Annotated in this window: 24 protein-coding genes and 2 tRNA genes; 9 read left to right on the top strand and 17 right to left on the bottom strand. The window is 33.9% G+C overall.

Annotated features, from left to right (window positions below; all coding sequences use genetic code 11):
• Nucleotides 1-28 precede the first annotated feature (28 nt).
• Nucleotides 29-589 carry an NADPH-dependent FMN reductase gene (locus ACGLWY_RS13170; protein ID WP_396620128.1) on the top strand — a complete coding sequence of 187 codons (561 nt, stop codon included), beginning with the start codon at nt 29-31 and terminating at the stop codon, nt 587-589.
• A 381-nt stretch (nt 590-970) separates the two neighbouring features.
• Here the strand turns inward: ACGLWY_RS13170 and ACGLWY_RS13165 are convergent, their stop codons facing one another.
• The 3 genes from ACGLWY_RS13165 to ACGLWY_RS13155 all read right to left on the bottom strand — a co-directional run bounded on the left by ACGLWY_RS13165 (nt 971) and on the right by ACGLWY_RS13155 (nt 3,513).
• Nucleotides 971-2,050, bottom strand: coding sequence for a hypothetical protein (locus ACGLWY_RS13165; protein ID WP_396620127.1), 1,080 nt, complete (start codon nt 2,048-2,050; stop codon nt 971-973).
• Nucleotides 2,051-2,204: 154 nt separating this feature from the next.
• Complete coding sequence (locus tag ACGLWY_RS13160; protein ID WP_396620126.1) at nt 2,205-2,948, bottom strand: hypothetical protein; 744 nt, start codon at nt 2,946-2,948, stop codon at nt 2,205-2,207.
• The gene (locus ACGLWY_RS13155; RefSeq protein WP_396620125.1) at nt 2,935-3,513 is read right to left on the bottom strand and encodes an RNA polymerase sigma factor; all 579 of its coding nucleotides are present in this window, start codon (nt 3,511-3,513) and stop codon (nt 2,935-2,937) included. The genes ACGLWY_RS13160 and ACGLWY_RS13155 overlap by 14 nt, the downstream gene beginning before the upstream one ends.
• 626 nt (nt 3,514-4,139) lie before the next feature.
• Between ACGLWY_RS13155 and ACGLWY_RS13150 the strand changes: the two genes are divergently transcribed.
• From ACGLWY_RS13150 to arsB, 7 genes are all read left to right on the top strand, one after another.
• A complete protein-coding gene (locus ACGLWY_RS13150; protein WP_396620124.1) occupies nt 4,140-5,582 on the top strand; it encodes a circularly permuted type 2 ATP-grasp protein in 1,443 nt (480 codons plus the stop codon).
• A gap of 18 nt (nt 5,583-5,600) precedes the next feature.
• The gene (locus tag ACGLWY_RS13145; RefSeq protein ID WP_396620123.1) at nt 5,601-6,527 is read left to right on the top strand and encodes an alpha-E domain-containing protein; all 927 of its coding nucleotides are present in this window, start codon (nt 5,601-5,603) and stop codon (nt 6,525-6,527) included.
• Between the two features lie 18 nt (nt 6,528-6,545).
• A complete protein-coding gene (locus tag ACGLWY_RS13140) occupies nt 6,546-7,496 on the top strand; it encodes a transglutaminase domain-containing protein (protein WP_396620122.1) in 951 nt (316 codons plus the stop codon).
• A 79-nt stretch (nt 7,497-7,575) separates the two neighbouring features.
• On the top strand, nt 7,576-7,905 hold the full coding sequence (locus ACGLWY_RS13135) for an ArsR/SmtB family transcription factor (RefSeq protein WP_396620121.1): 330 nt from the start codon (nt 7,576-7,578) through the stop codon (nt 7,903-7,905).
• Between the two features lie 95 nt (nt 7,906-8,000).
• Nucleotides 8,001-8,468, top strand: coding sequence for a DUF6428 family protein (locus ACGLWY_RS13130; protein WP_396620120.1), 468 nt, complete (start codon nt 8,001-8,003; stop codon nt 8,466-8,468).
• 22 nt (nt 8,469-8,490) lie between these two features.
• Entirely contained in the window at nt 8,491-9,123 is a 633-nt protein-coding gene (locus ACGLWY_RS13125; protein ID WP_396620119.1) for a protein-tyrosine-phosphatase, read from the top strand.
• A gap of 3 nt (nt 9,124-9,126) precedes the next feature.
• Complete coding sequence (arsB, locus tag ACGLWY_RS13120) at nt 9,127-10,173, top strand: ACR3 family arsenite efflux transporter (RefSeq protein ID WP_396620118.1); 1,047 nt, start codon at nt 9,127-9,129, stop codon at nt 10,171-10,173.
• Nucleotides 10,174-10,395: 222 nt separating this feature from the next.
• Here the strand turns inward: arsB and ACGLWY_RS13115 are convergent, their stop codons facing one another.
• The 10 genes from ACGLWY_RS13115 to rsgA form a co-directional block, all read right to left on the bottom strand.
• The gene (locus ACGLWY_RS13115; protein ID WP_117175108.1) at nt 10,396-11,373 is read right to left on the bottom strand and encodes a polyprenyl synthetase family protein; all 978 of its coding nucleotides are present in this window, start codon (nt 11,371-11,373) and stop codon (nt 10,396-10,398) included.
• 237 nt (nt 11,374-11,610) lie between these two features.
• The gene (gene rlmN / locus ACGLWY_RS13110) at nt 11,611-12,651 is read right to left on the bottom strand and encodes a 23S rRNA (adenine(2503)-C(2))-methyltransferase RlmN (protein WP_396620117.1); all 1,041 of its coding nucleotides are present in this window, start codon (nt 12,649-12,651) and stop codon (nt 11,611-11,613) included.
• Between the two features lie 353 nt (nt 12,652-13,004).
• Nucleotides 13,005-14,054, bottom strand: a complete 1,050-nt coding sequence (queA, locus tag ACGLWY_RS13105) for a tRNA preQ1(34) S-adenosylmethionine ribosyltransferase-isomerase QueA (RefSeq protein ID WP_117175104.1) — start codon at nt 14,052-14,054, stop codon at nt 13,005-13,007.
• A 119-nt stretch (nt 14,055-14,173) separates the two neighbouring features.
• Nucleotides 14,174-15,400, bottom strand: coding sequence for a 3-phosphoshikimate 1-carboxyvinyltransferase (locus ACGLWY_RS13100; RefSeq protein ID WP_396620116.1), 1,227 nt, complete (start codon nt 15,398-15,400; stop codon nt 14,174-14,176).
• 116 nt (nt 15,401-15,516) lie between these two features.
• Nucleotides 15,517-15,843, bottom strand: coding sequence for a nucleotide pyrophosphohydrolase (locus ACGLWY_RS13095; protein ID WP_396620115.1), 327 nt, complete (start codon nt 15,841-15,843; stop codon nt 15,517-15,519).
• Nucleotides 15,844-15,890: 47 nt separating this feature from the next.
• Complete coding sequence (locus ACGLWY_RS13090) at nt 15,891-17,903, bottom strand: DUF3857 domain-containing protein (protein ID WP_396620114.1); 2,013 nt, start codon at nt 17,901-17,903, stop codon at nt 15,891-15,893.
• 3 nt (nt 17,904-17,906) lie between these two features.
• A complete protein-coding gene (locus ACGLWY_RS13085; protein WP_396620113.1) occupies nt 17,907-19,856 on the bottom strand; it encodes a DUF3857 domain-containing protein in 1,950 nt (649 codons plus the stop codon).
• A gap of 203 nt (nt 19,857-20,059) precedes the next feature.
• Entirely contained in the window at nt 20,060-20,596 is a 537-nt protein-coding gene (locus ACGLWY_RS13080) for a metal-dependent hydrolase (RefSeq protein WP_396620112.1), read from the bottom strand.
• Nucleotides 20,596-21,048 carry a D-aminoacyl-tRNA deacylase gene (gene dtd, locus ACGLWY_RS13075; protein WP_396620111.1) on the bottom strand — a complete coding sequence of 151 codons (453 nt, stop codon included), beginning with the start codon at nt 21,046-21,048 and terminating at the stop codon, nt 20,596-20,598. Before dtd ends, ACGLWY_RS13080 begins: the two co-directional genes overlap by 1 nt.
• A 119-nt stretch (nt 21,049-21,167) precedes the next feature.
• On the bottom strand, nt 21,168-22,118 hold the full coding sequence (rsgA, locus tag ACGLWY_RS13070; protein ID WP_396620110.1) for a ribosome small subunit-dependent GTPase A: 951 nt from the start codon (nt 22,116-22,118) through the stop codon (nt 21,168-21,170).
• An 89-nt stretch (nt 22,119-22,207) separates the two neighbouring features.
• Here rsgA and ACGLWY_RS13065 point away from each other — a divergent pair, with 89 nt between their 5' ends.
• Entirely contained in the window at nt 22,208-22,870 is a 663-nt protein-coding gene (locus ACGLWY_RS13065; RefSeq protein WP_396620109.1) for a hypothetical protein, read from the top strand.
• A gap of 226 nt (nt 22,871-23,096) precedes the next feature.
• On the opposite strand, the gene ACGLWY_RS13060 is transcribed toward ACGLWY_RS13065, so the two are convergent.
• From ACGLWY_RS13060 to ACGLWY_RS13045, 4 genes are all read right to left on the bottom strand, one after another.
• Nucleotides 23,097-23,171, bottom strand: a tRNA-Val gene (locus ACGLWY_RS13060).
• Nucleotides 23,172-23,259: 88 nt separating this feature from the next.
• Nucleotides 23,260-23,334 (bottom strand) — tRNA-Val (locus ACGLWY_RS13055).
• A gap of 62 nt (nt 23,335-23,396) precedes the next feature.
• Nucleotides 23,397-24,614, bottom strand: coding sequence for a bifunctional folylpolyglutamate synthase/dihydrofolate synthase (locus ACGLWY_RS13050; RefSeq protein WP_396620108.1), 1,218 nt, complete (start codon nt 24,612-24,614; stop codon nt 23,397-23,399).
• 2 nt (nt 24,615-24,616) lie between these two features.
• The gene (locus ACGLWY_RS13045; protein WP_396620107.1) at nt 24,617-25,465 is read right to left on the bottom strand and encodes an energy transducer TonB; all 849 of its coding nucleotides are present in this window, start codon (nt 25,463-25,465) and stop codon (nt 24,617-24,619) included.
• Nucleotides 25,466-25,515: the final 50 nt, after the last annotated feature.

Raw genomic sequence — 25,515 nt, 5'->3', positions numbered from 1 at the left:
AGTAACCTGAAAATTGAAAAAAAACTAAATGGCAAAAAAGAAAAAAATACTTGGAATTTGTGGAAGCGCCAGTCAAAATTCAGCGAATCTTGCTATTCTGAAAATTATAGCTGAATTTGGGAGGTCTGATTTTGAGTTAGAAATAGTGGATGATTTGACCGAATTACCACATTTCAAAACAGAATTGACCGATAAAAATGTACCAGAAAAAATTGTTGAATTTAGAAATAGAATAGCAAATACCGACGGAGTTATTATCTGTACGCCAGAATATGTTTTCAGTATCCCAAGCGGACTTAAAAACGCCATTGAGTGGTGTGTATCGACAACTGTTTTTTCCGATAAACCCATTGGACTCATAACAGCTTCCGCAAGTGGTATAAAAGGTCACGAAGCGCTAAAACTGATTATGAAAACCGTACAAACAAATTTTACAAACGAAACAACACTTCTCATTCAAGGAATAAAGGGAAAGGTAGATAAGGAAGGAAAGATTCTTGATAAAGAAACCGAAAATGAACTGAAAAAATTTGTTCAGTCGTTTAAAGACCTGATGAGAAACCCAACAGATAAAAAAGCAAAAAAATAATTGCTGTATTTAGTTATTATCTACGGCAATTGCCGTTATAATTATTCTGATTTTCCTATAGAAAATACTCGCATACTAACATGCAACTTTTCAGGATAAACGTTACCTAAAATGTTAAAAAAAATTACTTCAAATAATAATACTTACCTTAATCACATCGGAAATTATTCTTGGATTTAATATATACGCGACTGAATTAAAAGTACTTTAGGTAAGCTGTATATAAAAAGTTATTAGTTTTAACCAAAGTTAGTTACTAGCTTGTTAGCTTCCAATGTCCCCAAGGAAAATCCTCGCACATAAACACACAACATTTCAATAGAAGTTAAACAAAAAAAAGCTTCCTATTCAGAAGCTTTTTGTTATAATTAAAGTTCACATCTAATCCATATCAAACCTTAAACCAATAGATATATTGTTTTGTTTTATGGTTTGGTCTTTGAAAATAGGCGACAAATCGTATTTAACATACAACGCCACTTCGTCAAAAGCAATATAACCACTTAAACCATACACCAAATTGCTGGTGTTAAAGCTTTGTTTTTGCTTTTCTTTTTTTCTATCACCATCTAACTCGTATTTTAATTTTTGGCGTGTACCAATGTTAAATCCGCCATAACCTCCAAGTCCTATTTTAAATTGATTGTCGGTTGAATATCTAAAATAAGTGTCTTTCTCTATTTTTTTTGAAGGTCCAAATTCAAAATGCACTGGAAACACTAAATTGGTAATGGATAGTTTCGATTTTTTTAAATCCTCAGGAAAAACCTCTAAAGCTGTTTGGTTTCCTTGCTGAACAAAATACTGGTTATCGATTGGTTTTAAACCATTTATCTGAAAGGAGTATCCATATTTAAAGCGCATAAAATTAGATTCTTTAAACACACGTGTTTTCCATGCCCATCCTATTTCAAAAAAACGTGACCCGCCAAATTTATAGGGTGAATTGTCTAGCTTTTCACCTTCAATAATGGCATTGTTTAATCCGAATGCCAAAACAAAATCGCTTGTAGTTCGTAAATCGTATTTTTTAGGTTTGTTATCTTTTTTAATTCTAAAACCTGCAAAGCTACCCTCATCACCTCCTATACTAATACCAATTTCAGAGGTGTCTTCATCGTTATTGGTTTGGTAACCATCTTCATTTCGTTCCAAAAGCGCTATTTTATTATCAATAATAGCCATGCGATTTTCAATATTTAAGGCACGTTTTTTTGCCGCTTCCTTTTTTAGTATTTCAGCTTCAGTATCAGTAATAGTACCGTTTTCCAACCGTTTATTAATGGCTTCAACTTCTACTTTTAAAAAGTCACGTTCTTCATTTTGAATTTGCTCTTTTACTTTTAGCAAGGCTTCAATTTTGTCCTTGTTATTTGTCTTTTGGATTGTGTCTTGTGCATTGATGAATTGCACACTTAAACATAGCGCAGCTAACGCTAAATACTTGGTAATTGTTTGCATAACTGTTCGTTTTTTTATGCTGAAATGTCACCTTGAATACAGTCGAGAGGCTATTTCAGCATTTGTTAATGATTATTGATTGATGAATTGTTTATAGTATATAAATTATGTTTTTTCCATTTATTGCTGGGATTCCTACTTTCTCAGGAATTTATTAATTGTTTCGTTGTGCCACAGCTGTTTTTACCGAATTATAGCTCGCTTTTATAGCTTCAAAAACTTTACTTCTAAAGGATTGGTCTAAATCGTTTTCAACATCTTGAAGCAACATATTGGCATCGACCACGCCACTCGTCTCATTATATAATTGTTTCAATCGCATTTCTTGTTGTGCCTCAAGCAACAGCGCATCAATAACAGCATCCGAAACCTCTTGGTTATTATCTTTTAGCAGCTGTACTTTAGCTACAACATCCTGTATTTTTTGGGCTTCAAACGTTAAACTTTCTTGCGCTACTTTTACCGGTTGAAGCACTTCTTCTTTTTTAATTAAGGCTTTGTACTTAGTAATAGCAACAGGATTTTCATTAATTTGAATGGTTGAATCATGTTTTAACGGAAGTTTTTCGGTCTTCTCATTAATCTGTATTTCTTTTTCGACACCCTTTGACACTTTTACTTCGTCAACAGCAACTTGTGTGTTTTCATTTTTCTGAATAACTCTTGGTGAATCGACTATTACGGGCTTCACTTCTTCGGTATTAAAAAATTGAAATGCAACAAACAAAACACCTACAACACTGGCTGCAATACCCAACCACCAAATAGCTTTGTTATTTTGTTTTTTATCTTCCTTTTCTAAACGTTCCGAAAGTTTCGCCCATGCATTGTTTGATGGCTGTAAGCTTCTGCTTTCTAGTTTATCTTTTATACTGTTGTCAAATTTATTTGATTCCATAACTTGTTATTTTTTCCAATTCCTGTAACCGTTCCTGAAGCATTTTTCGTGCTTTATATAACTGGGATTTTGATGTGCCTTCGGTAATACCAAGCATATCTGCAATTTCATGATGTTTATATCCTTCAATGGCATACATAACGAATACCATTTTATAGCCTTCTGGAAGCCCATCTATAAGTTGTTGTATTTGGGCAACCTCAATATCTGTGTTTATATGGTTATTGTAATCATTTTTAAAATCGACTTCTTCAACAGAAAATTCGATTTGCTTTTGCTGTCTTAAAAACGAAATAGATTCTCTTACCATAATTCGCCGAATCCATCCTTCAAAACTACCTTCCGCCCTATAACTGCTTAAATTGGAAAATACTTTAAAAAATCCATTAAGCATGGCTTCTTCAGCATGCTGCAAATCTTTAATATAATACCTGCAAACGCTCAGCATTTTTGGTGCGTACAACTCATACAGCACATGCTGCGATTCACGATTGTTTTTAATGGCACTTTTAATGAGTGCCGATTCGTTTTTATGGAGTTGTATGACTTTCAAAAATGATTTCATTTAGCCTTCTGTTTATAAAGACGCCAATTTTATGTTAATGGTTGCCTAGTGCAAATTATTTTTCTTAGAACTCGTCTTGACCTTTTTGATTGAAGCGAAAAATAGAAACTTTTGTCCTAAATTTTAGCTTTTTAGCACTTCATAGCAACGCTACGGAGTAAAAAAACAGGTAAAATATGGGGCAAAAAGATCATTTTGCAGCCAATTGAAAAAGGTCAAGACAAGTTCTCAAATATAACTTTAAGTTGTGTTATTAGTAAATGAACTCGTTTAAACTTTTTTAATTGAAACGAAAATTTAACCCTGCATGAGCTGGCTCATTTCTAAAATAACACACTGGACTGTTTTTAGGGAATGAGCTGGGAGGTACATGGACAAAAAAAGACGTTTTTTTACCGTTTGCTAAAAATTTAAATGGGTTCAATACAGTTTAGTAAATTAAATACATGCTTTTTTCTGAAAATTATTTAGAATATAATTAAAGTAGCAAAAAATAAGTCATTTGTTAAAATTTCAAATTATTTTCATCAAATTGAAATAAATGATAAATTTTATTTAATCAAATACATAAATAACTGTATATTATTTAATGAATTTGCTATATTTGGTATTATAGCTTATAATATATGAATGACAATCATCTTTTCTCGTCTTACGAAAAACTACCAAACACTTGGGATGAAATGTACTGTGAAAATAAAGAATTCAGAGCTCAATACGAAGGCTTTATTGAATACCTTAAAAAAACTTCACCCGAAAAACTCACTAAAAAAGAAGACCTTTCCAAACAGTTATTTATGAGCCAAGGCGTTACCTTTACGGTTTATAACGATAATGAAGGTATCGAAAAAATATTTCCTTTTGATATTGTTCCAAGAATTATAACAGCTCAAGAATGGGACAAAATTGAAAGAGGCATTAAGCAACGCCTTAAAGCTCTAAACCTATTTATAAAAGATATTTATAACGAGCAGTTCATAATTAAAGATGGCCTTATTCCTGTCGACTTAATTTACTCTTGCCCAAATTTTTTACGTGAAATGAAAGGTGTAAAAGTACCTTACGATATATATATACACATTTCCGGAGTAGATTTGATAAGAAATAATGATGGTGAATTTTATGTGCTTGAAGACAACTTAAGAACACCATCGGGTGTTAGCTATATGCTGGAAAACAGAGAAATTTCCAAACGTTTGTTTCCTGGTATTTTACCAAAAAGCCAAGTACGGTCGGTTTCTAATTATCCTGACATGCTTTATAAAAAGCTTAAAGAACTTTCGAACCTCATAAACCCTAATATTGTACTATTAACTCCTGGCATCTATAATTCTGCCTATTACGAACACACAACCCTAGCTCGATTAATGGGAATTGAATTGGTTGAAGGCACCGATTTGGTAGTGAAAAACCACTTTGTTTACATGAAAACCACTAACGGTTTAAAACAAGTAGATGTTATTTACAGACGTGTTGACGATGATTATTTAGATCCTTTGGAATTTAACGCGCAAAGTATTTTAGGAGTAGCGGGTATTATGGCTGCTTACAGAAAAGGCAATGTAAATATTGTAAACGCACCTGGAACCGGTATTGCAGACGATAAGGCTATTTATATTTACGTGCCTGACATGATTAAATATTATTTAAATGAAGATCCTATTTTAAAAAACATTGAAACCTATCAATTAGGACGACCAAATGAACTTGAGTATGTCACCAAAAACATTCGGGAAATGGTTATTAAAAAAACCGATGGTAGCGGTGGCTATGGCATGCTAATGGGCCATGAAGCAACCGACGCCGAAATAAAAGATTATTTGGATAACGTTAAGAAAAGACCCGAAAATTTCATTGCGCAGCCCATACTACGCTTATCAACAGCTCCTTGCTATATCAATGGACAACTATCACCACGCTGTATCGATTTGCGCCCCTTTGCCCTTGCCGGAAAAAATGATATCGACATTTGTCCAGGTGGTCTTACTAGAGTCGCTCTTAAAAAAGGTTCATTGGTGGTTAACAGCTCTCAAGGCGGTGGCAGCAAAGACACATGGGTATTGCAATAATTCAGAAAATATTAAAATATGTTAAGTAGAGTAGCAAATAACCTTATTTGGTTAGATAGATATATGGAACGAGGCAATGGTATCTTAAGTTTACTAAAAGTAAATTTTTATGCAAACCAAGACTCTCCCGAACTATTTTCATGGACACCAATTATTAATAATTTTACCACTTCAGAAAATAAGTTTTATACGGAAGATCCCATTGAATGCATAGATTTTATGGTATTAAACCCTAGTAATGCTAATTCCATTTTAAATATTGTTACAAAGGCAAGAGAAAATGCTCGCAGTGTTCAAGAACATATTTCTAGAGAACTTTGGCTATGCATCAACAACTACTACCTTTATCTTACCAATAATGACCTATCAAGAAGGCTTCGGGAAGAAGACCCAGTACAGTTTTTAGAAGACCTTAGGAAGTTTCATTTAATTTATTACGGAACCTCGGATATTACACAAGAACGAGGTGCTGCATACAACTTTATGAACGTTGGCAAGTTTTTAGAACGTGTTATACAAATTTCAGATTTCACAGCACTTAAACTAATTGAAATAGGAAAAACGTCTGACAATTTAGAAAAAAGCTTCTACTGGAAAAATTTATTGCTATCGGTTGGTGGTTATCAATTATATTTAAAAACCCATAAATCTACTTTTAATGAAGATCACATAATAAGTATGGTTTTCCAAGACAAATTATTCCCAAGATCGGTGTATTATTGCGTAAACAAATTAAGCAGACACATCAATCAACTTATTGAAAGTAACGAACTTGAAAAAAATAGTTTAGAATTTTTGCTTGGAAAGCTAGAAAGTACCATTAAATATACCACAATTGAAAGTATCAATGCGCAAGGTTTGCACAATTATATTGAAGGAATTAAAGACGATATAAGAAATATTTCCGCAAATATTAATTCGGTTTACTTTTCTAAAGCAAATTGATTTTTTTTTAAAATTATTATGCCAACATTCTATATAAAACATATTACAAAATACAGTTATAGCAATCCTGTAATTGATGGTGCAAATTTAATTAGATTACACCCTATAAATGATCCTTATCAAAAGGTTGTCTCTCATTTTTTATCGGTTACAAACAATCCCTTCATTGAAACATATACTGATTTTTACAACAACAGGATAGGCACATTTTTTATACCAGAACCACATGATGAATTATCTATTGTATCTGAAATTGAAGTCATAACTTATGATAGATTATTTCCAGATGACACTATAGATATCAAAACCCAATGGGATAAAATAAAATCGGAAAAATATGATGTCGAAGTCTTTGATTTTTTAAAACACGTCTCTTTTAATGGATCTGACGATATTTTAAATTTAATTAAAGAAAAAAATCTTATTGAAAAAACACCTTTTAAAGCTGCTTTAGAGCTTTGCGAATATGTTTATACCAACTTTAAATACATAAAAGGTATTACTAACGTAGACTCTACTTTAGATGATGTTTGGAATTTAAAAGCTGGCGTTTGTCAAGATTTCACTAATATTTTACTGCAAATGACTAGAATGTCTGGTATTCCAGCACGTTACGTTAGCGGTTATATTTGTCCCTCTGGTGACATATCCAGAGGAGAAGGCGCCACCCACGCCTGGATTGAAGTTTATATCCCGTTTTATGGCTGGCTAGGTTTAGACCCAACAAATAATGCCATTGCAAACGAAAACCATGTTCGTTTAGCCGTGGGTAGGGATTATGCCGATTGTTCTCCTGTAAAAGGTGTTTTTAAAAGAAAAGTAGAATCTGACCTGTTTGTCAAAGTAGAGATTAGCACCTCAAGACAACAAGAAGCTACTATTATACCACCAAATACCTTTACAGGTTCTAACACAAACAATAGCTACCAACGCAACTTAGAACATATTCAACAACAGCAGCAACAGTAAATTTTTAAAAAAATATGTAAAATATTTTTGATATCCCATACATTAATCGTAATATTGCAATGAAACAATTAAATAAAAAATGGGATTAGCCAAAACCGACATGTTTACCGATGAGCAAAACGAAATTTCTTTGTTCGCCAAAGTCTTTGGACACCCTGCAAGGGTAGCCATTCTACAGCACTTATTCAAAATCAACTCTTGTGTTTGTGGTGATTTGGTCAGTGAAATAGGATTGGCTCAACCTACAATTTCACAGCATTTAAAAGAATTAAAGCATTTAGGCTTAATTAAAGGAAATGTGGAAGGAACAAGCGTTTGCTATTGTATCAACACCGAAAATTGGTCTAAAATGAAAGATGTTATGCACCAATTTTTAAACCAGGACATACCTAAAGCAGATTGTTGTTAAAAAAATTTGAATTCATTAATCGTATCATCGCAATAAATAAATATAGTTGTGAAACGAACATGCTAAAAGATTTATTAATCAAAAAAAATAAACAGATGAAACTATCAGAAGTAAAATTAGTATTAAAAGAATTAGAAACCATAGGTTTTCAATTGCCAAACGGAACTTTAGTCCCTAGCCACTTTCATGTTACAGAAGTTGGTAAAATCACAAAACATTTTATTGATTGTGGTGGCACCGTAAGAAATGAAGAAGTGGTAAACTTTCAACTTTGGAATGCCAACGACTATAACCACAGATTGCATCCGGAAAAGCTCATCCACATCATAGAATTGTCTGAAAAGGTTTTAGGTTTGGAAGATGTAGAAATAGAAGTGGAGTTTCAAGGCGAAACCATACAAAAATTTGGATTGGATTTCGACGGTAAAAATTTCTTATTGACATCTAAACAAACCGATTGTTTAGCGAAGGACAAATGCGGGGTTCCTACAGAAAAAACGAAAGTAAAATTAGCTGATTTGAACAATGAACCTTGTTGTTCGCCAGATGGAAATTGTTGCTAACAATAAAACAAACGTTAAGAAAATGACAACAACACAATCAACCTTATTTTCAGGAATAGAAAAATTAATCAAGGGATTAAATCCCCAAGCTATTACAGATGAACGTAAAGCTGTTTTACAACCGCTAGCTGATTTTATTCAGTTAAAAGTTTCAAATGGACAGGACATTCGAATCAACTTTATCTGTACCCACAATTCACGAAGGAGTCATTTGTCACAAGTTTGGGCACAAACAATGGCTAACTACTTTAATATTAAAAATGTGTTTTGTTATTCAGGTGGCACAGAAGCTACGGCACTTTTCCCAATGGCGGCAAAAACGTTGCAAAATTCAGGTTTTGAAGTCAAAACGATTTCAGAAGGCAACAACCCTGTTTACAGTATTAAATACGCTAAAAACGAGCATCCTATTATTGGATTTTCAAAAAAACTGGATGATGATTTTAATCCGAAATCTGGATTTGCAGCTATTATGACCTGTGATTCAGCAAATGAAGCATGTCCGTTTGTTCCAGGAGCAGAGAAACGTATTCCTATAACTTTTGAAGACCCAAAAGCATTTGACAACACGCCACAACAGACTGAAAAATACAATGAAAGAAGTCTGCAAATTGCAACCGAATTATTTTACGTTTTTTCTCTAATCAATTCATAAAGAATGGCAACAAAAAAATTAAGTTTCCTTGACAGAAATCTGACTTTATGGATATTTGTCGCCATGGCTATCGGCGTTGGACTTGGATATCTTATCCCTACATTTCCCAACATCATAAATTCGTTTAGTAGCGGAACAACAAATATCCCCATTGCAATCGGCTTAATATTAATGATGTACCCGCCTCTGGCAAAGGTTAACTATTCTCTGTTGCCGAAAGTTTTCAGAAACACAAAAATCCTTTCGATTTCGCTTATTCTAAATTGGATAATTGGCCCTGTTTTAATGTTTGTATTAGCTATTACATTTTTACGTGACTATCCCGAATATATGGTTGGACTCATATTAATTGGTTTGGCTCGTTGTATTGCAATGGTTTTGGTATGGAACGACCTTGCTGAAGGCAGTAGTGAATATGGTGCAGGATTGGTTGCTTTGAACAGTATTTTTCAAGTGTTTGCCTATAGTTTTTATGCATGGATTTTTATAACCGTTCTTCCACCCTATTTCGGATTTGAAGGTGCTATTGTGGATATCTCAATCGGCACCATTGCAGAAAGTGTCGCTATTTATTTAGGGATTCCTTTCGTAATGGGAATATTGAGCAGGCTCATTTTAGTGAAGCTAAAAGGTGAGGAATGGTACACAAAGAAATTCATTCCAACCATATCACCAATGACCTTGATTGCCCTTTTATTTACCATTGTGGTTATGTTCTCATTGAAGGGAGAATTAATCGTTGAAATCCCAATGGATGTATTGATTATTGCAATTCCTTTACTTATCTATTTTAGCTTCATGTTTATTATTGGTTTTTTCTTTACCAAGGCAATAGGGGCGGAATACGACAAGACAGCTTCAGTTGCTTTTACGGCAGCAGGAAATAATTTTGAATTGGCGATTGCAGTTGCCATTGCAGTTTTCGGGCTGAATTCAGGACAAGCATTTGCAGGAGTCATTGGTCCATTGGTCGAAGTTCCCGCATTGATTTTATTGGTTCGGGTTTCGTTTTGGTTGAAGAAAAAGTATTATGCAAAACCAATATTATAAAATAATATGAAGTGAACACCAATGACATTTTTTAAATTTTGGGACTTCGACAAACTTCTTTAGATTTAAAAAAGAGAAAGGAAATGGCATTAAAACAGCCTGTCAAGCTGAGCCTGTCGAAGCTATCTGAAAAAAGTGGCAGTAATGGACTTCGACAAGCTCAGTCTGACAAACTAAACGTCATTTTATAATGCTTTTTTTAGAATAAAAAGATATCTCATTTTACTTCTTTCTGTCAATAACATAATTCACCATCAATACTAGTGAACTTTTATAATCAGATTCTGGATAGGTTTGAAGAATTTGTAGTGCCTCTTCTTGAAACTGCTTCATTTTAGTGATGGCATAATCTAAACCGCCATTGTTTTTAACAAAAGCTATTACTTCCTTAACGCGTTTTGTGTCTTTATTATGGTTTTTTATGGAATTGATCAACCACTTTTTATCTTTTTTATCGGCTTGATTTAGCACATAAATTAAAGGCAGAGTCATTTTTTGCTCTTTAATATCAATACCCGTTGGTTTCCCTATTTGGTCGTCACTATAATCAAATAAATCATCTTTTATTTGAAATGCCATACCTATAAGCTCACCAAACTTACGCATAGATTCTACATGAAGCGACTCTGGTTTTACAGAAGCAGCACCCAAACTACAACACGCAGCGATTAAAGTGGCTGTTTTTTGACGTATAATTTCATAATAAACAGCTTCTGTAATATCAAGTTTACGGGCTTTTTCAATTTGAAGCAATTCGCCTTCGCTCATTTCACGTACCGCAATAGAGATGATTTTGAGTAAATCAAAATCGCTATTATCAATACTTAAAAGCAAGCCTTTTGACAACAGATAATCACCAATTAAAACGGCTATTTTATTCTTCCAAAGGGCATTTACAGAGAAAAATCCGCGGCGGCGGTTGCTATCGTCCACCACATCATCATGCACCAAAGTAGCCGTGTGGATGAGCTCAATAACCGAAGCACCTCTGTAGGTACGCTCACTTACTTCACCGTTCGATACCATTTTTGCCACCAAAAACACAAACATGGGACGCATTTGCTTGCCTTTTCGGTTTACTATATAAGTTGTAATTCTGTTAAGTAAAGCCACTTTACTAGACATTGAAAGCAAGAACTTTTGCTCGAAAAGGTCCATTTCAAAGGCTATGGGTTGTTTTATTTGCTCTACTATTTTCATTCAGAGTTTAAATATACTATTTCATATGTAAATATCTATTTTTTTTATAAGTCATATGGTATCGCTTTATTTTTATTGGTGTTTATCTCACAAATGTTATTTTCATTGGTGTTCGATGATTATCAATTGCGTTTCCAAATCATGGCGATTTCAAATGAATTAAATTAAAAAGTTTGTTATTGAATTCATTATTTAGCAAGCAGGTTCTAGCCATAACACATATAACAAAAATACCTTTTAACTTTTATTTGCTAATTGTCCGCATGCCGCATCAATGTCTTTACCTCTACTTCGGCGTACATTCACTACAATTCTGTTTTTTTCTAAGGTAGCGATATAATTTTCCAGTGCTTCGTTTGATGCTTGTTGGAACTCACCATCATCAATAGGGTTGTATTCAATAATATTGACTTTACAGGGCACATATTTACAGAATTTCACAAAAGCATCAATATCTTTTTGTGTATCGTTAATGCCTTTCCAAACCACGTATTCATAGCTTATTTTGCGCTTGGTTTTAGCATACCAATATTCTAAAGCTTCTCGTAAATCGTCTAACGGAAAATTTTCATTAAAAGGCATAATGGTAGTTCTAACCGCATCGATAGCTGAATGCAACGAGACCGCTAAATTAAATTTCACGGCATCATCTGCCATCTTTTTTATCATTTTAGGCACGCCCGATGTTGAAACGGTTATACGTTTTGGCGACATTCCCAAACCTTCGGGAGATGTAATCTTATCGATGGCTTTAATAACGTTATTATAATTCATAAGTGGTTCACCCATACCCATAAATACGATATTACTTAATGGTCGATTGAAATACAATTTGCTTTCGTTATCGATGGCAACTACTTGATCGTAAATTTCATCGGGGTTTAAATTACGCATACGTTTTAAACGCGCTGTGGCACAAAATCTACAATCTAAACTACAACCTACTTGACTTGACACACATGCCGTTGTTCTAGTTGCTGTTGGAATTAAGACAGACTCTACAATTAAGCCATCGTGCAAACGCACTGCATTTTTAACCGTGCCATCGCTACTACGCTGCATAGTATCGACTTTTATATGGTTGATGACAAAATTATCTTCCAGCATTTGACGGGTTTCTTTGGAAACATTCGTCATATCATCAAATGTATGCGCTCCTTTTTGCCACAACCATTCATAAACCTGATTGCCACGAAAGGCTTTATCACCTTGTTTTTCGAAGAACTCACGAAGTTGTTCTTTGCTCAATGCACGAATATCTTTTTTTGTTGTTGCCATAAGTGATGCAAAAATAGGGAAAATATCCTCCCTTAATCCCTCCAATGGAGGGAAACTGTTTGTTTAACGATTTAAGATTTTTTATTTACACGTTTCACGATTCATGTATCACGATTTGTTCAATTAACGATTGACGAGTAACGATTGACGATTTATGAGTTGGAGTTGTGATTTGCATTAACGATTGAGATTTTGTCGAAGCTCTTTTGTTTTTTCCATAGGGAAGTGACTGCCGATAATGCAACTGCTTATCTTGAGCGCAGACAAAGGGTGTGGTAATACGTAAAAATTACTTAGAATGCTTTGCTTTCACAGGAATAAAAAAGCCTTGAATTAACAAGGCTCTTTAGAATTTATATGATTAGCATGGCATCGCCATAACTGTAGAATTTATACTTTTCTTTTACGGCTTCTTCGTAAGCTTTTTTAATAAAATCGTGACCTGCAAATGCCGAAACCATCATTAACAAGGTTGATTTTGGTGTATGAAAGTTAGTAATCATGCAGTTAGCGATACTAAAATCGTAAGGAGGAAAAATGAATTTGTTTGTCCATCCATCAACTTCATTTAATCGCCCACCTGATGAGACCGAACTTTCTATAGCACGCATTGCCGTAGTACCTACCGCACAAACACGTTTTTTATTTTGAATGCCTTTATTTACTATTTCTACTGCTTTTTCATCTATTTTAAGCTCTTCACTATCCATTTTGTGTTTAGAAAGATCTTCAACTTCAACTGGATTAAAAGTTCCTAAACCAACATGCAACGTAACCTCGGCAAATTTAACACCCTTAATTTCTAAACGCTTTAATAGATGTTTTGAAAAATGAAGTCCAGCAGTTGGAGCCGCTACAGCACCTTCATTTTTAGCGTAAATGGTTTGGTAACGTTCTTCATCTTCGGGCTGTACTTCTCTTTTTATGTATTTTGGAAGTGGCGTTTCACCTAATTCGTTTAATTTTCTACGGAATTCTTTATAAGATCCATCATACAAAAAACGCAATGTACGGCCACGAGATGTCGTGTTATCAATAACCTCTGCTACTAATGTATCGTCGTCACCAAAGTATAGTTTATTACCAATTCTTATTTTACGCGCAGGATCTACCAGCACATCCCAAAGGCGTTGCTCCTCGTTTAACTCTCTTAATAAAAACACCTCAATTCTTGCCCCTGTTTTTTCTTTATTACCATATAATCTAGCAGGAAATACTTTAGTGTTATTTAGAATTAAAACATCATCTTCATCAAAATAGTTGATAATATCTTTAAACATTTTGTGTTCGATGGTTTGCTTTTTTCTATCCAAAACCATTAAACGAGATTCATCTCTATTTTCCGCAGGGTATTCTGCTAATAATTCTTCTGGTAAATTAAAACCAAAGTGTGATAATTTCATTTAAAATAAAGTTTAAAAGTTTAAAAGTTTAAAAGTTTAAAGTTTTTGCTTTAGCTTTTAAAAATCAGGCTGCAAATATACGATTGTGAGATAGGCCTTGTCAAGTAAATACGTGATTATTATTTAGTTATTTTAAAACCTATAGATTCAAGATCATCCCAGAAGGTTGGATACGATTTTGAAACCACCTCAGCATCTTCAATAACTATTGGTGTTTTGAGTGCTAATGGTGCAAATGCCATAGCCATTCTATGATCGTTATAAGTCGCAATAGGCACGTATTCTTTTATGGCGTTTGAAGCTGACAGATGTAAAGATTTATCTGTTATATCAACGTTTCCTCCTAATTTTTCTATTTCGGTTTTTAAAGCCACTAACCTATCGGTTTCTTTAATTTTTAAGGTGTGAAGTCCCGTTAAATCACAAGGCATTCCCAAAGCAAAACAAGTTACGGCTATGGTTTGGGCAATATCGGGCGCATTCTGCAAGTTTAAAGTTAAAGGTTCAAAGTTGAAAGTTTCTTTTTTAAGCGTGACACTATTACCATTAAAAGTTGATGTCACCCCAAAATGTTTATAGATTTCTACCAAAACAGAATCACCTTGCAGGGAGTTTTCTTTGTATGATGATAGTGTAATCTCTGTTCCAACGTCACAAAGTGCCACAATACTAAAATAATAAGATGCTGAAGACCAATCCGACTCTACTGTTAAAGTTGTAGGTGCTAGGTGTTGGGTGTTAGGTTTTATGGTAATTGTATTGCCAACAAATGAAGATTCAACACCAATTTCGTCCAATAAACTAAGCGTCATTTTTATATAAGGTACTGAGGTTATTTCACCCTTAAGGGTTAACTCCAATCCGTTTTCAAGCCTTGAAGCTATCAATAATAAAGCTGAAATATATTGACTACTAACATTGGCTTGTAATGATACTTTATTTTTAAGTAGTTTTTTTCCTTTGATTTTTATAGGTGGATAACCTGCATTTTCAACATATTCAATGTCAGCACCAAGTTCTTGAAGTGCCTCTACCAAAATTTGAATGGGACGCTCTTTCATTCGTTTAGAACCTGTAAGCGTTACTTCATGGCCTTCTTGAATAGAAAAATAGGCTGTTAAAAATCGCATGGCGGTACCTGCATGATGAATATCGACAACTTCGGAAACTGATTTTAAAGCCTCGGTCATTAAACAACTATCATCTGAATTTGAAACATTTTCTAGATTAATGGTTGGGTACAGAGCTTTTAAAAGTAACAATCTGTTCGATTCGCTTTTAGAACCTGTAATGGTAACTTTAGATTGACGATTTGCAATTTGCGATTTTTGAAGTGTAATATTCATTTTATAAGTTAAAAGCTAATATAGTTCTCGATTGTACTTCGACAAGCTCAGTGTGACACGCTAGAACTGACCATAAAAAACGCTTCTTAAAAGAAGCGCTCAAATATACTTATAATTTATTTTAATTTTTCATTATTATGGTGCCTATCATGATCTCGTTTTGCTTTCTTATCCATTCGTTTGTCGAAAGCTTGCTGCAAATCGACTCCCGTTTGGTTTGCTAAGCATAACACTACAAACAACACATCGGCAAGTTCTTCGCCAAGATCTTTATCTTTATCGCTTTCTTTTTCGCTTTGCTCTCCATATCGACGGGCAATAATACGGGCTACCTCACCTACTTCTTCCGTAAGTTGTGCCATATTGGTGAGTTCGTTGAAATAACGAACTCCGTGGTCTTTTATCCAGTTATCTACTACTTGTTGCGCGTTTTTTATGTTCATGTTTTTAGTTTTTTAACCCAATCAAGGTTTAAAACCCTAATTAGGATCTATACTTTAGTTAATACTATTTGTTCTGCTTCTTTTTCTACCATTTTTCTAAAATACTCTTTTAAAGCTTCATAATATATAGGAGATATAATCGATTCGTTTATTTCTGTATCTATAACCAACTGAATTTTTTTATCGCTTGCAGATATATTGTATTTAAATGTTCCCAAGTTATCTGGCATAGTTATAACCAATGGCTCTGGAATAACTTCAACTTTATAACCCTCTGGAAGGTCAATATTTACCATGTATTTGTTACTTGAAGGGTAACCAAAATCTACAGGGAACTCTCTTTTTTCTAGTTTAAATGGACTTTCTTTTGTTCTTAAAAAGAATAGAGGAGAAAAATATAACTTATCTGCTATAATATCTGCTTGGTTTTCTAAAGTGAATTTAAATGATTCCATAACAGGCTTAGATAAATCCATTTCGTTTTTAACCTCAAACCCATCTATCTCCATATTATTGTACTTGCTTTCAAGTTTTTCCAAATATTGGTTTTTATCGGCTTCTAAATATTGCTCTCTATAAATCATGGCATCATGATTGGTTTTCACAGTTCTAATTCCCCCTTCTAAACTACCAGTATCTTTTAAACTTGCAATTATTGATACCGTTTTTTTAGACTTCTCTTTTGGATACAAACTTATTGTAGAAGAACTTTTATCTTTTCGAACAATTCTACCTTCCCAATTTAATGTTCTAAAAGGCAAAATATTTGGTGTACTGTATTTACTCGTAGCGTCTAACAATATAACACCATCTAATGTTTCTATGGCTGAAACAACATAGTTATAACCGTCTAATGTTGGAAACAAGGGAATGCCATTGTTCCTTGAACTCACCAAAACAGGATTTGCGTTTAACCCAGCATATCTTAACATAGCTGTTAACATTAAATTTATTTCGGCATCATTGCCTACTTGGTCTTTATATGCCTTACGCACACCACCATCGGTATATTTTCCGTAATAGCCATTCCATTTGACCCTGCTCTTTACATGATTATAAATTAATGATGCCCTTGCTAGTGGATCTGAAATGCTATTTATCAAAGCATCAATATCTTCTTCAAAATAACCTGTTTTATCTAATTCAATATCAAAACTTGGACTTTCATAAATAGTTTTAACAACATCTTCCCAAGTTGTAGAAAAATATTTTAATGGTGAGTTTGGAAACTTTGTATAAGACAATTCATATTTAACTGCCGAACGGTAATTATTAATATTATTTACAAAAGGCTCATCTTTTAAAGCTGGGACATTAGAAAGTTTATATGTTGATGTGTTTTTTATAAATTCTAATTCCGAAGAACTAAATGTTGTTCCGTTCGAACCATTAAAACCACCGGCTCCTCTATTCGTACTTGAAAATCTTATCACATCCCTTTTAGCTTCGGTTGTTGGTTTAAAACCAAAATATCCTTTGGGAATTGGCTTAAAATTGAAATACTCTGGAGCTTCAAATACAGCTTCTACAAGTTTTATGGGAATGTCATTCTGAAATTCAAAATCATCAATATTCCAATAAAAAGGGGACGTAATTGTATATTTGTATTCTATAACAGAACCTTCCTTTATATTTGGCATTGTAAATTTTGTTTGATTACGATACTTAGATTCTTCTGTTTTAAAGATACCGTCTTTTTCAAGCTTTGTTTCGACTAACTTACCTTCTACTAAGTTATGTGTATATCCCTTTAAACTTGAAATTTGTTCGTCGTCATTTCCTCTTTTATAAAGATTCACTTCTTTGGTCGCATAATCAAATCCTTCTTGGTTATATATCTTAATTCGTTCTTGTATATCAGTAACCAACGAAAATCCTTCTTCTTGTCTATATTGCATATATGTTCTTCTATATTTATACAAATAGGTTGCGTTTGCCGAAGAATCCAATGGATTAAATTTTTCCTCTAATTCCTCTTTTGAAACTTTGCCAAAACTAAAATTTTGAGCAAATGTGTTAAAACAAAAGCAAAGGCCTAATAATAGTGTTGTAATTCTCATTTATTATTGGTTTTTAATTAATGCTATTTTTGAATTGTCTAGTTTATTTATTTCTTTATAGAACTCTCTATAAGCCTCGTAATCTTCTTTTGGGTATTCGCCATCGTTAATTAACAACTCGCGTTTATAAAGTATGGTAGAGGTGTCTTTAACTATAATTTCGGCTTTATAGCTGCCGAATTTATTTTCTATAACCATATTATTAGGAGATGATTCTATAGTAAAATCTGTTGGTAACTTAATTTCAATTTCATCGACATCTTTAAAACCTCTTTTAATTTTAAGCGGCAATTTTCTATCCCTATATCGGTCTGGGATATCGGTATTTCTATTTAACGCATTTACTGGAAGCAACATTCTATCGCCTACAAGTTTAGAATAATTGGGCGCAACGAAACTAATGGCTTCAATAAACTCATTATTTATTTTATCGTTATTAATCTGCATGTTATTTATGCTCATACCATTAACATATCTCCAACGTTTTTTGTAATGGGTATCTAAATCCCGCTCTGTTTCGGTTTCTAACCAATATTTATCATCATATTGAATTCCTTTAGAATTAACATGTATGCTTACATCAATATCACCGTTGGCGGATACCTTGTAACCTCCTTTTATTACTTGTAAATTCTCGTTGGTATGGTATTTTTTTGTGTGCTTTATTTTCCCGCCTTCGGGGGTTATTACTAACACATCTCTGTCGTCGGTAAAATCGCCTATAAAACCAAATGGAAGTTTTTGGCTGGTACATTCCAACCAAATATCGTCTTGGTTTTCTACTGGGATGTTTAGAATAACGTGGTTAGTTTGTCCACCAAATGAAACAAAGTCTTTTTCTACACTAATTTGATTTGTAGGAGATGCATAGAGCCTTGTATAGTTAGACTTCACGCCTACTATATCTAAAAGTGCCTTGGTATAATTTGATAATCCTTTACAATCTCCATATTTAACCAAATCAACTTGCTTTGCTGAAATTGGCTGCATACCTCCTATACCAACCTGAACACTTATGTAGCGGGTATTTTCCTGCACATATTGATAAACTATTTTAGCTTTTTCTATTGGATCGCTAACACCTTCAACCAAATACAAAATTTGCTTTTTAGTTTCATCATTTAACTCTGATCTTCCACTAAGCAAATTATTATAAAACCATTTACCCATACTTTCCCAATCTTCAACTTCAGCATAAACTCCTTCATAACTAAACTTATTAGTAGCTAGTAATACTACAGGAACTATATTTCTAAAAGCAGGACTATAAGCTTCCGGTTTTATAGCTTCTATATTTTTTACTGTATAACTTATTTTATTTTGAAGTGACTCCTTAGATACATCAAGTCCTTCTAAATTCTTTTCCTTGGTTCTAATCGTTATATCGCTTGGAAAATTTATAGTATATGAACTGTTTTCAACACTTAAAAAATGGTCGTTAACCGGCGTAAACGACTCAATAAATGCCGTATTTTTGGTGTTGATTTCACAAACAAACTCTACGGTATATGGATATGAAATAGGTGTATATTCTAAATACTTAACCCTAGAATCTGAATATAAAGTACCTCCATCTACAGCACTCACATCTTTAAAATCGTTCTTTTTAACTTTTTTAATAAGTGCCCCAGATTGGTTAAACACTAAAGCTTCTAATGTTTTTATTTTTACATTATTATCATAATGCACAAAGGCATCTATATTACTATTCCCTTCTTTATTTAATATAGTTATAATACGCTTTTCATAAACGGCCATGTCATCAACAGAATTTATTGTGATATCCAATTGGCTAGAGCGTACAACGGCATTCGCATTTTCCTTTAAATTGGCTGGAATTGAAAAACTGGCATGTAAGTTTTCCTGGGAAGAAATTTGTAGTGTTGTGAACAAAACAAAATATAAAATAATATACTTTACCTTCATAAATTGTGCTTTAAGTTTAGAACTCATCTTGGCTTTTTCAATTGGCTGCAAAATAATCTTTTTGCCCCATATTTTACCTTTTTTTTACTCCGTAGCGCTGCTATGAAGTGCTAAAAAGCTAAAATCTGGAACTAAAATCTCTATTTTTCGCTTCAATCAAAAAAGTCAAGATGAGTTCTAGTTAAAACTTTAAATATAAAATATTACGAGAATTAATCAGATGAGAAAAATCATATTTCGTTATAATACCAGTCTTTTAGTTTAAAAACTAAAAATCTTACACACAAGATAATAAAACAAGGCAGAACTACGTACTTTATTTCACTAAAAATCACTTTTGCTCCCCATTCTGAAAAAAACTTATCTATACCAATTGGGGACACTTTTATTCCTCTAAAAGGAAAAAAGAACCGTTCGTTATCAAAAGGAATAAAAAAACCAACACCTTTGCCTCCAGAAGTCATCGCATCTAAAATACCATGCGATAGCGTCGTTAAAAAAATAACAAAAAACCAAATAAGTTTACGATGTCTTCCTAAAGTGAACGTTAAAACAAATGCCCATACAAAAGCAAATAGTATAGAATGCGTAAACCCACGATGCCCTAAAGGGTGCTGATACGGAATTCCTAAACGGAAACTTATAACGTCAAAATCGGGTAAAATGGTAGAAAAAACAGCAGCAAGGAGCAGCCATTTGGTATTGTTTGCATCTATAACTTTTGTTAAGGTGTAACCAACAACGCTATGTCCAAAAATGGAGGCCACTATTCTTTATTTTTTGAATCTATTATGATGGTTACAGGGCCATCGTTAATCAATTCCACTTTCATGTCTGCACCAAATTGTCCCGTTTGTATAGACTTGCCCAAATCTGTTTCTACTTGTTTTACAAATGCTTCATAAAGCGGAATAGCAACATCTGGTTTTGCAGCTTTAATATAACTGGGGCGGTTGCCTTTTTTGGTTGCAGCGTGTAACGTAAATTGGCTTACAACAATAACATCGCCATCTACTTCTAAAAGCGATTTATTCATAATCCCATTTTCATCATTAAAAACACGAAGGTTTACTGTTTTGCTAGATAGCCATTTAATATCTTCTTTCGTATCATCAGTTACTATACCTAAAAACACCAAAAGCCCGTTTGAAATATCGGCCACTTTTACATTCTCAATAGTTACGCTCGCTTTTGAAACTCTTTGAATGACTACTTTCATTATCTCTTATCTCTAATCCTTCCAAAAGAAAGGGAACTGTTATGTTGAAATTAAACTTTACTGCAAACTACTACTGAACACTGCTCACTGTTTACTGAACACTGCTCACTGAACACTGTTTACTGGTTTTCCCAAGTATCCGTTCTATAATGCTCATCTTCCCCTTCTACAATTTGCAAATAGCTGCGGTAGCGCGAAAAGGCAATCTCGTCGTTATCTAACGCTTTTTTTACCGCACAATTTGGTTCTTTAATATGCAAGCAATTATTAAACTTACAGTCTTGTTTTAGTTTAAATATTTCAGGAAAATAATCACCTATTTCTTCTTTATCCATATCCACCACTCCAAAACCTTTTATTCCAGGTGTATCGATAATTTTCCCTCCAAAAGCTAAGTCAAACATCTCAGCAAAAGTTGTAGTATGTTGCCCTTGCATGTGAAGTGTGGAAATTTCTTTGGTTTTTATATCCAACGTTGGTTCAATAGCATTTACAAGTGTCGATTTACCAACGCCCGAATGTCCCGAAAACATACTTACTTTATTAAGCATTAAAGCTTTTACCTTATCTACGTTTTTACCTGTTACGGCTGAAACACCAAGGCATTCATAGCCTATTTTTCGGTAAATATGTGCTAAGTATCTAACTTCATCTAAGGTTTCTTCGTCATAAGTATCTATCTTATTAAACAGCAATACGGTTTTTATGGAATAAGCATTGGCAGTTACTAAAAACCGATCGATAAAACTGGTTAAGGTTGGTGGATTGTTAATGGTAATCATTAAAAATACCTGATCGATATTGGATGCTATGATATGCGTTTGCTTGGAAAGATTAACCGATTTCCGAACAATATAATTAGTTCTATCGTGTATATTATGAATGACACCCGACACTTGGTTGTTATCAGTTTCCAATTCAAAATCCACAAAATCGCCTACCGCAATGGGGTTCGTACTTTTAATGCCTTTTATTCGGAATTTACCTTTTATACGGCATTCGTAGGTATCGCCCAAAGGGGTTTTTACCGTATACCAACTTCCTGTAGATTTATAAACGAGTCCTGTCATAATTTTTTCAAAAGTAGTTTAAAATAATTATTTTTTACGTAAGAATAATTAACATATATTAGCATCCTAATTAAAAACTCACCAACATCATGAAAAAAATTTTAGTATCCTTTTTACTTTTTGCATTCATTCAAAATGTTTTGGCACAAACTAATTTATATGAAAACCCAAACTTTGATGCTATTGCGAGCACACACAAGATCATAGCAATTGTTCCTTTTAAAACTCAGGTTAAATTAAGACCTAAACAAATGAAAGACATGAGTGCGGAACAACTTAATCGTGTTGAAAAATCTGAAGGCGAAAGCATACAAAGTGCTATGTATTCTTGGTTTTTGAAACGTAAAAAAAGAGGTGATCTTCAGTCTTTAGAAGTTCAAGACCCTAGAACAACCACGGCTATGTTAAAAAAGCAAAACATTGATTATAATAACATTATGGATTTCACTCCACAAGACTTAGCAAAAATACTAGGAGTTGACGCTGTTATTTCTGGTGATTTTGAAACTAATAAACCAATGTCTGAAGGTGCTTCGGTTGCATTAGGCGTTTTATTTGGCTTTTTTGGCAGTACAAATAGTGCTACAATAAACATGAGTGTTCATAATGCTGCTGATGGCGTTTTACTCTGGAATTACAATAAAAAAGTTAGCGGAAGTATTGGCAGTAATACTGAAGACTTAATTAATGTTTTAATGAGAAAAGCTTCACGAAGATTAGCTTACACTAAAAACAGCAAAGAACAAGATTAATATTTTCAACAAAACTACTAATAAAAACTCCCTTTTGTTGTGAATTAAAAATGTGGGTCATACTAGATTATTTAAAATGATCCAGATAAAAACCACTCCTGCAAATACAATCCCATACGCCTACAGCGTATTAGGAATTTTTGTTTCCTACAAGCCAGCAAGTCTCCGACTTGGGCTTTCCGGAAACAAAAATTCCCAATGCTTGACATTGGGATTGTGCTTGATGTGGGTCATACTGGATTCGAACCAGTGACTTCTACCCTGTCAAGGTAACACTCTGAACCAACTGAGTTAATGACCCATTTTATTTATAAATATATTAATTTTTATAATATATCATTATTGTAGAAACAAAAAATCCTAAAGTGAACACTTTAGGATTTTTTTTGTGGGCAATGAGGGATTCGAACCCCCGACCCTCTCGGTGTAAACGAGATGCTCTGAACCAACTGAGCTAATTGCCCCTGTAATCGGTGTGCAAATATAAGCTAGATTTTTAATCTGCAAAAACTTTTTTAATAAAAATTTAAATTATTTCTGCCACCACAAATGTACTGCCACCAATAAAAATAAAATCGTTTAAAGATGCCTTTTTTAAAGCATTATTATATGCTTCATTAACAGAATCATAAGCCTCACCCTTTAGTCCATAACCATTTAAAACCTCTTTAAGTTCTTTGGCGTCCAACCCACGAGGAATATCTGGTTTACAGAAATAATAAGTCGCTTTTTTTGGTAATATGTCTATAATAGACGTTAAATCTTTATCATTTACAACCCCAAAAACAATATGCAAGGCATCAAACACTTCGTTTGACAACTGTTTCATCACGTAATTTAAACCGTCTCTATTATGTCCGGTATCGCAAACTACTTTAGGATTGGTTCTTAAGATTTGCCAGCGCCCCATGAAGCCCGTATTTTTAACAACATGCAACAAGCCTTCCTTTATATTCTGATATGATATATTGTAACCTTTATGTTGAAGTTCTTTTATGGCCTGTATAACGGTAATGATGTTTTTTGATTGGTAAATACCTGTTAAATCTGACGTAAATGTTTCAATAACCTCAGCATCGGCAAACAGAATTTTTGCGTTATTTTTATTTGCCAACTCTATAAAAACAGGCGCTGTCTCTATTTGGGTTTCTCCTATAACTACCGGAACATTCGGTTTTATAATACCTCCCTTTTCATAGGCAATAGCTTCTAATGTGGTTCCTAGAAACTGGGTATGATCTAAGCCTATATTTGTAATTACAGACACTTCTGGTGTTACAATATTTGTAGAGTCCAACCGGCCACCAAGACCAACTTCAACAACAGCAATGTCGACCTTTTGTTTCGAAAAATATTCGAATGCCATGCCTACGGTCATTTCAAAAAAAGACAGTGAGTTTTCTTGAAAAAAAGACTTGTTTTTGTTTATAAAACTGGTAACATATTGCTTACTAACAACGTGGCCGTTAATCTTAATACGCTCTCTAAAATCTTTTAAGTGTGGGGATGTGTACAAACCAACTTTATAACCTGCTTCTTGTAAAATGGAAGCTAGCATGTGGCTTACTGACCCCTTTCCGTTAGTGCCTGCCACATGAATGGTTTTAAAAAACCTTTCTGGGTGATTTAAACGTTCGGCTAGTTTGAAGGTATTTGATAAATCTTTTCTGAATGCCGATTGACCCTGTCGTTGATACATTGGCAGTTGAGAAAACATCCAATTGAGTGTATCTTGGTACGCCATTCTTATTGCCCTAATTTGAAGTTTACTTTTACAAAACCTATTTGTTTTGTAGGTGCATTAGGGTCTGGACGCCATTTATGTGACAAGGCTATTTTTTTAGCGGGTTCTAACAAACAAGCCGCTGTATTAGTAGTTCCTCTCACGCCTGGTTCTGCTTCAATAACATTACCATTTCTATTCACCACTATTCTAACAATCACCATTCCAGACTCGTTACAATCTTGTTTAAGTGTTTGATATGATGCGCTTCCTCTACCATTTAGTCCGTAACCTACACCACCACTTCCAGAGCCTCCTGAACCAAAATAACTTGGTGCATATGGATCGCCATCTAATTGTCCTTTATCGCCTGCTTTAGTATCGTCGCCTTCACCACCTGTTGCCGTGCCTTCCGATTTACTAACGCCACCAATTAAAGCGTCTAATTTTTTCTTTTTCTCTTCTAACTCACGCTTCTCTTTAGCGATTCTTTCTGCTTCTGCCTTAGCTTTGGCATCAGCAATTGCTTTCGCCTTGGCTTCAGCTTCCTTTTGTTTTTTTATAGCGATTTCTTCCGAATTATCGGCAGTTAAAACTTCTTCTTTCGCTTCAGCAGCTTTTGTTGGTTCTACTTTGGAAACTTCGGGTTCCGTGGGGCGATTGATATCTAAAGGTTCAGATTTTATAGGTTTTAGGGGCTGGACTGTACCTGAACCAAAATCGGTAGTGCCAAAATTTACTGAAATGCCGTATTCTTCCGGTGGATCCATATAAGGCGCTCCCACCACAAACAATAACAGTAAAATAATAACAGAAATTAGTGCTGTTAATTTTGCCGAATCTCTTTCATGTTTGGTTTCGAAATACTTCATTTAGATTAATGATTTCTTTGGTTGAAACGAACTAAAATCGTGCCACTTCC

This window comes from Mariniflexile sp. HMF6888, assembly GCF_044335535.1.
In the GTDB taxonomy this organism is placed as follows: Bacteria; Bacteroidota; Bacteroidia; order Flavobacteriales; family Flavobacteriaceae; genus Mariniflexile.
The sequence above is the reverse complement of the archived record's forward strand: the minus strand, read 5'-3'. Positions and strand labels throughout refer to the sequence as shown.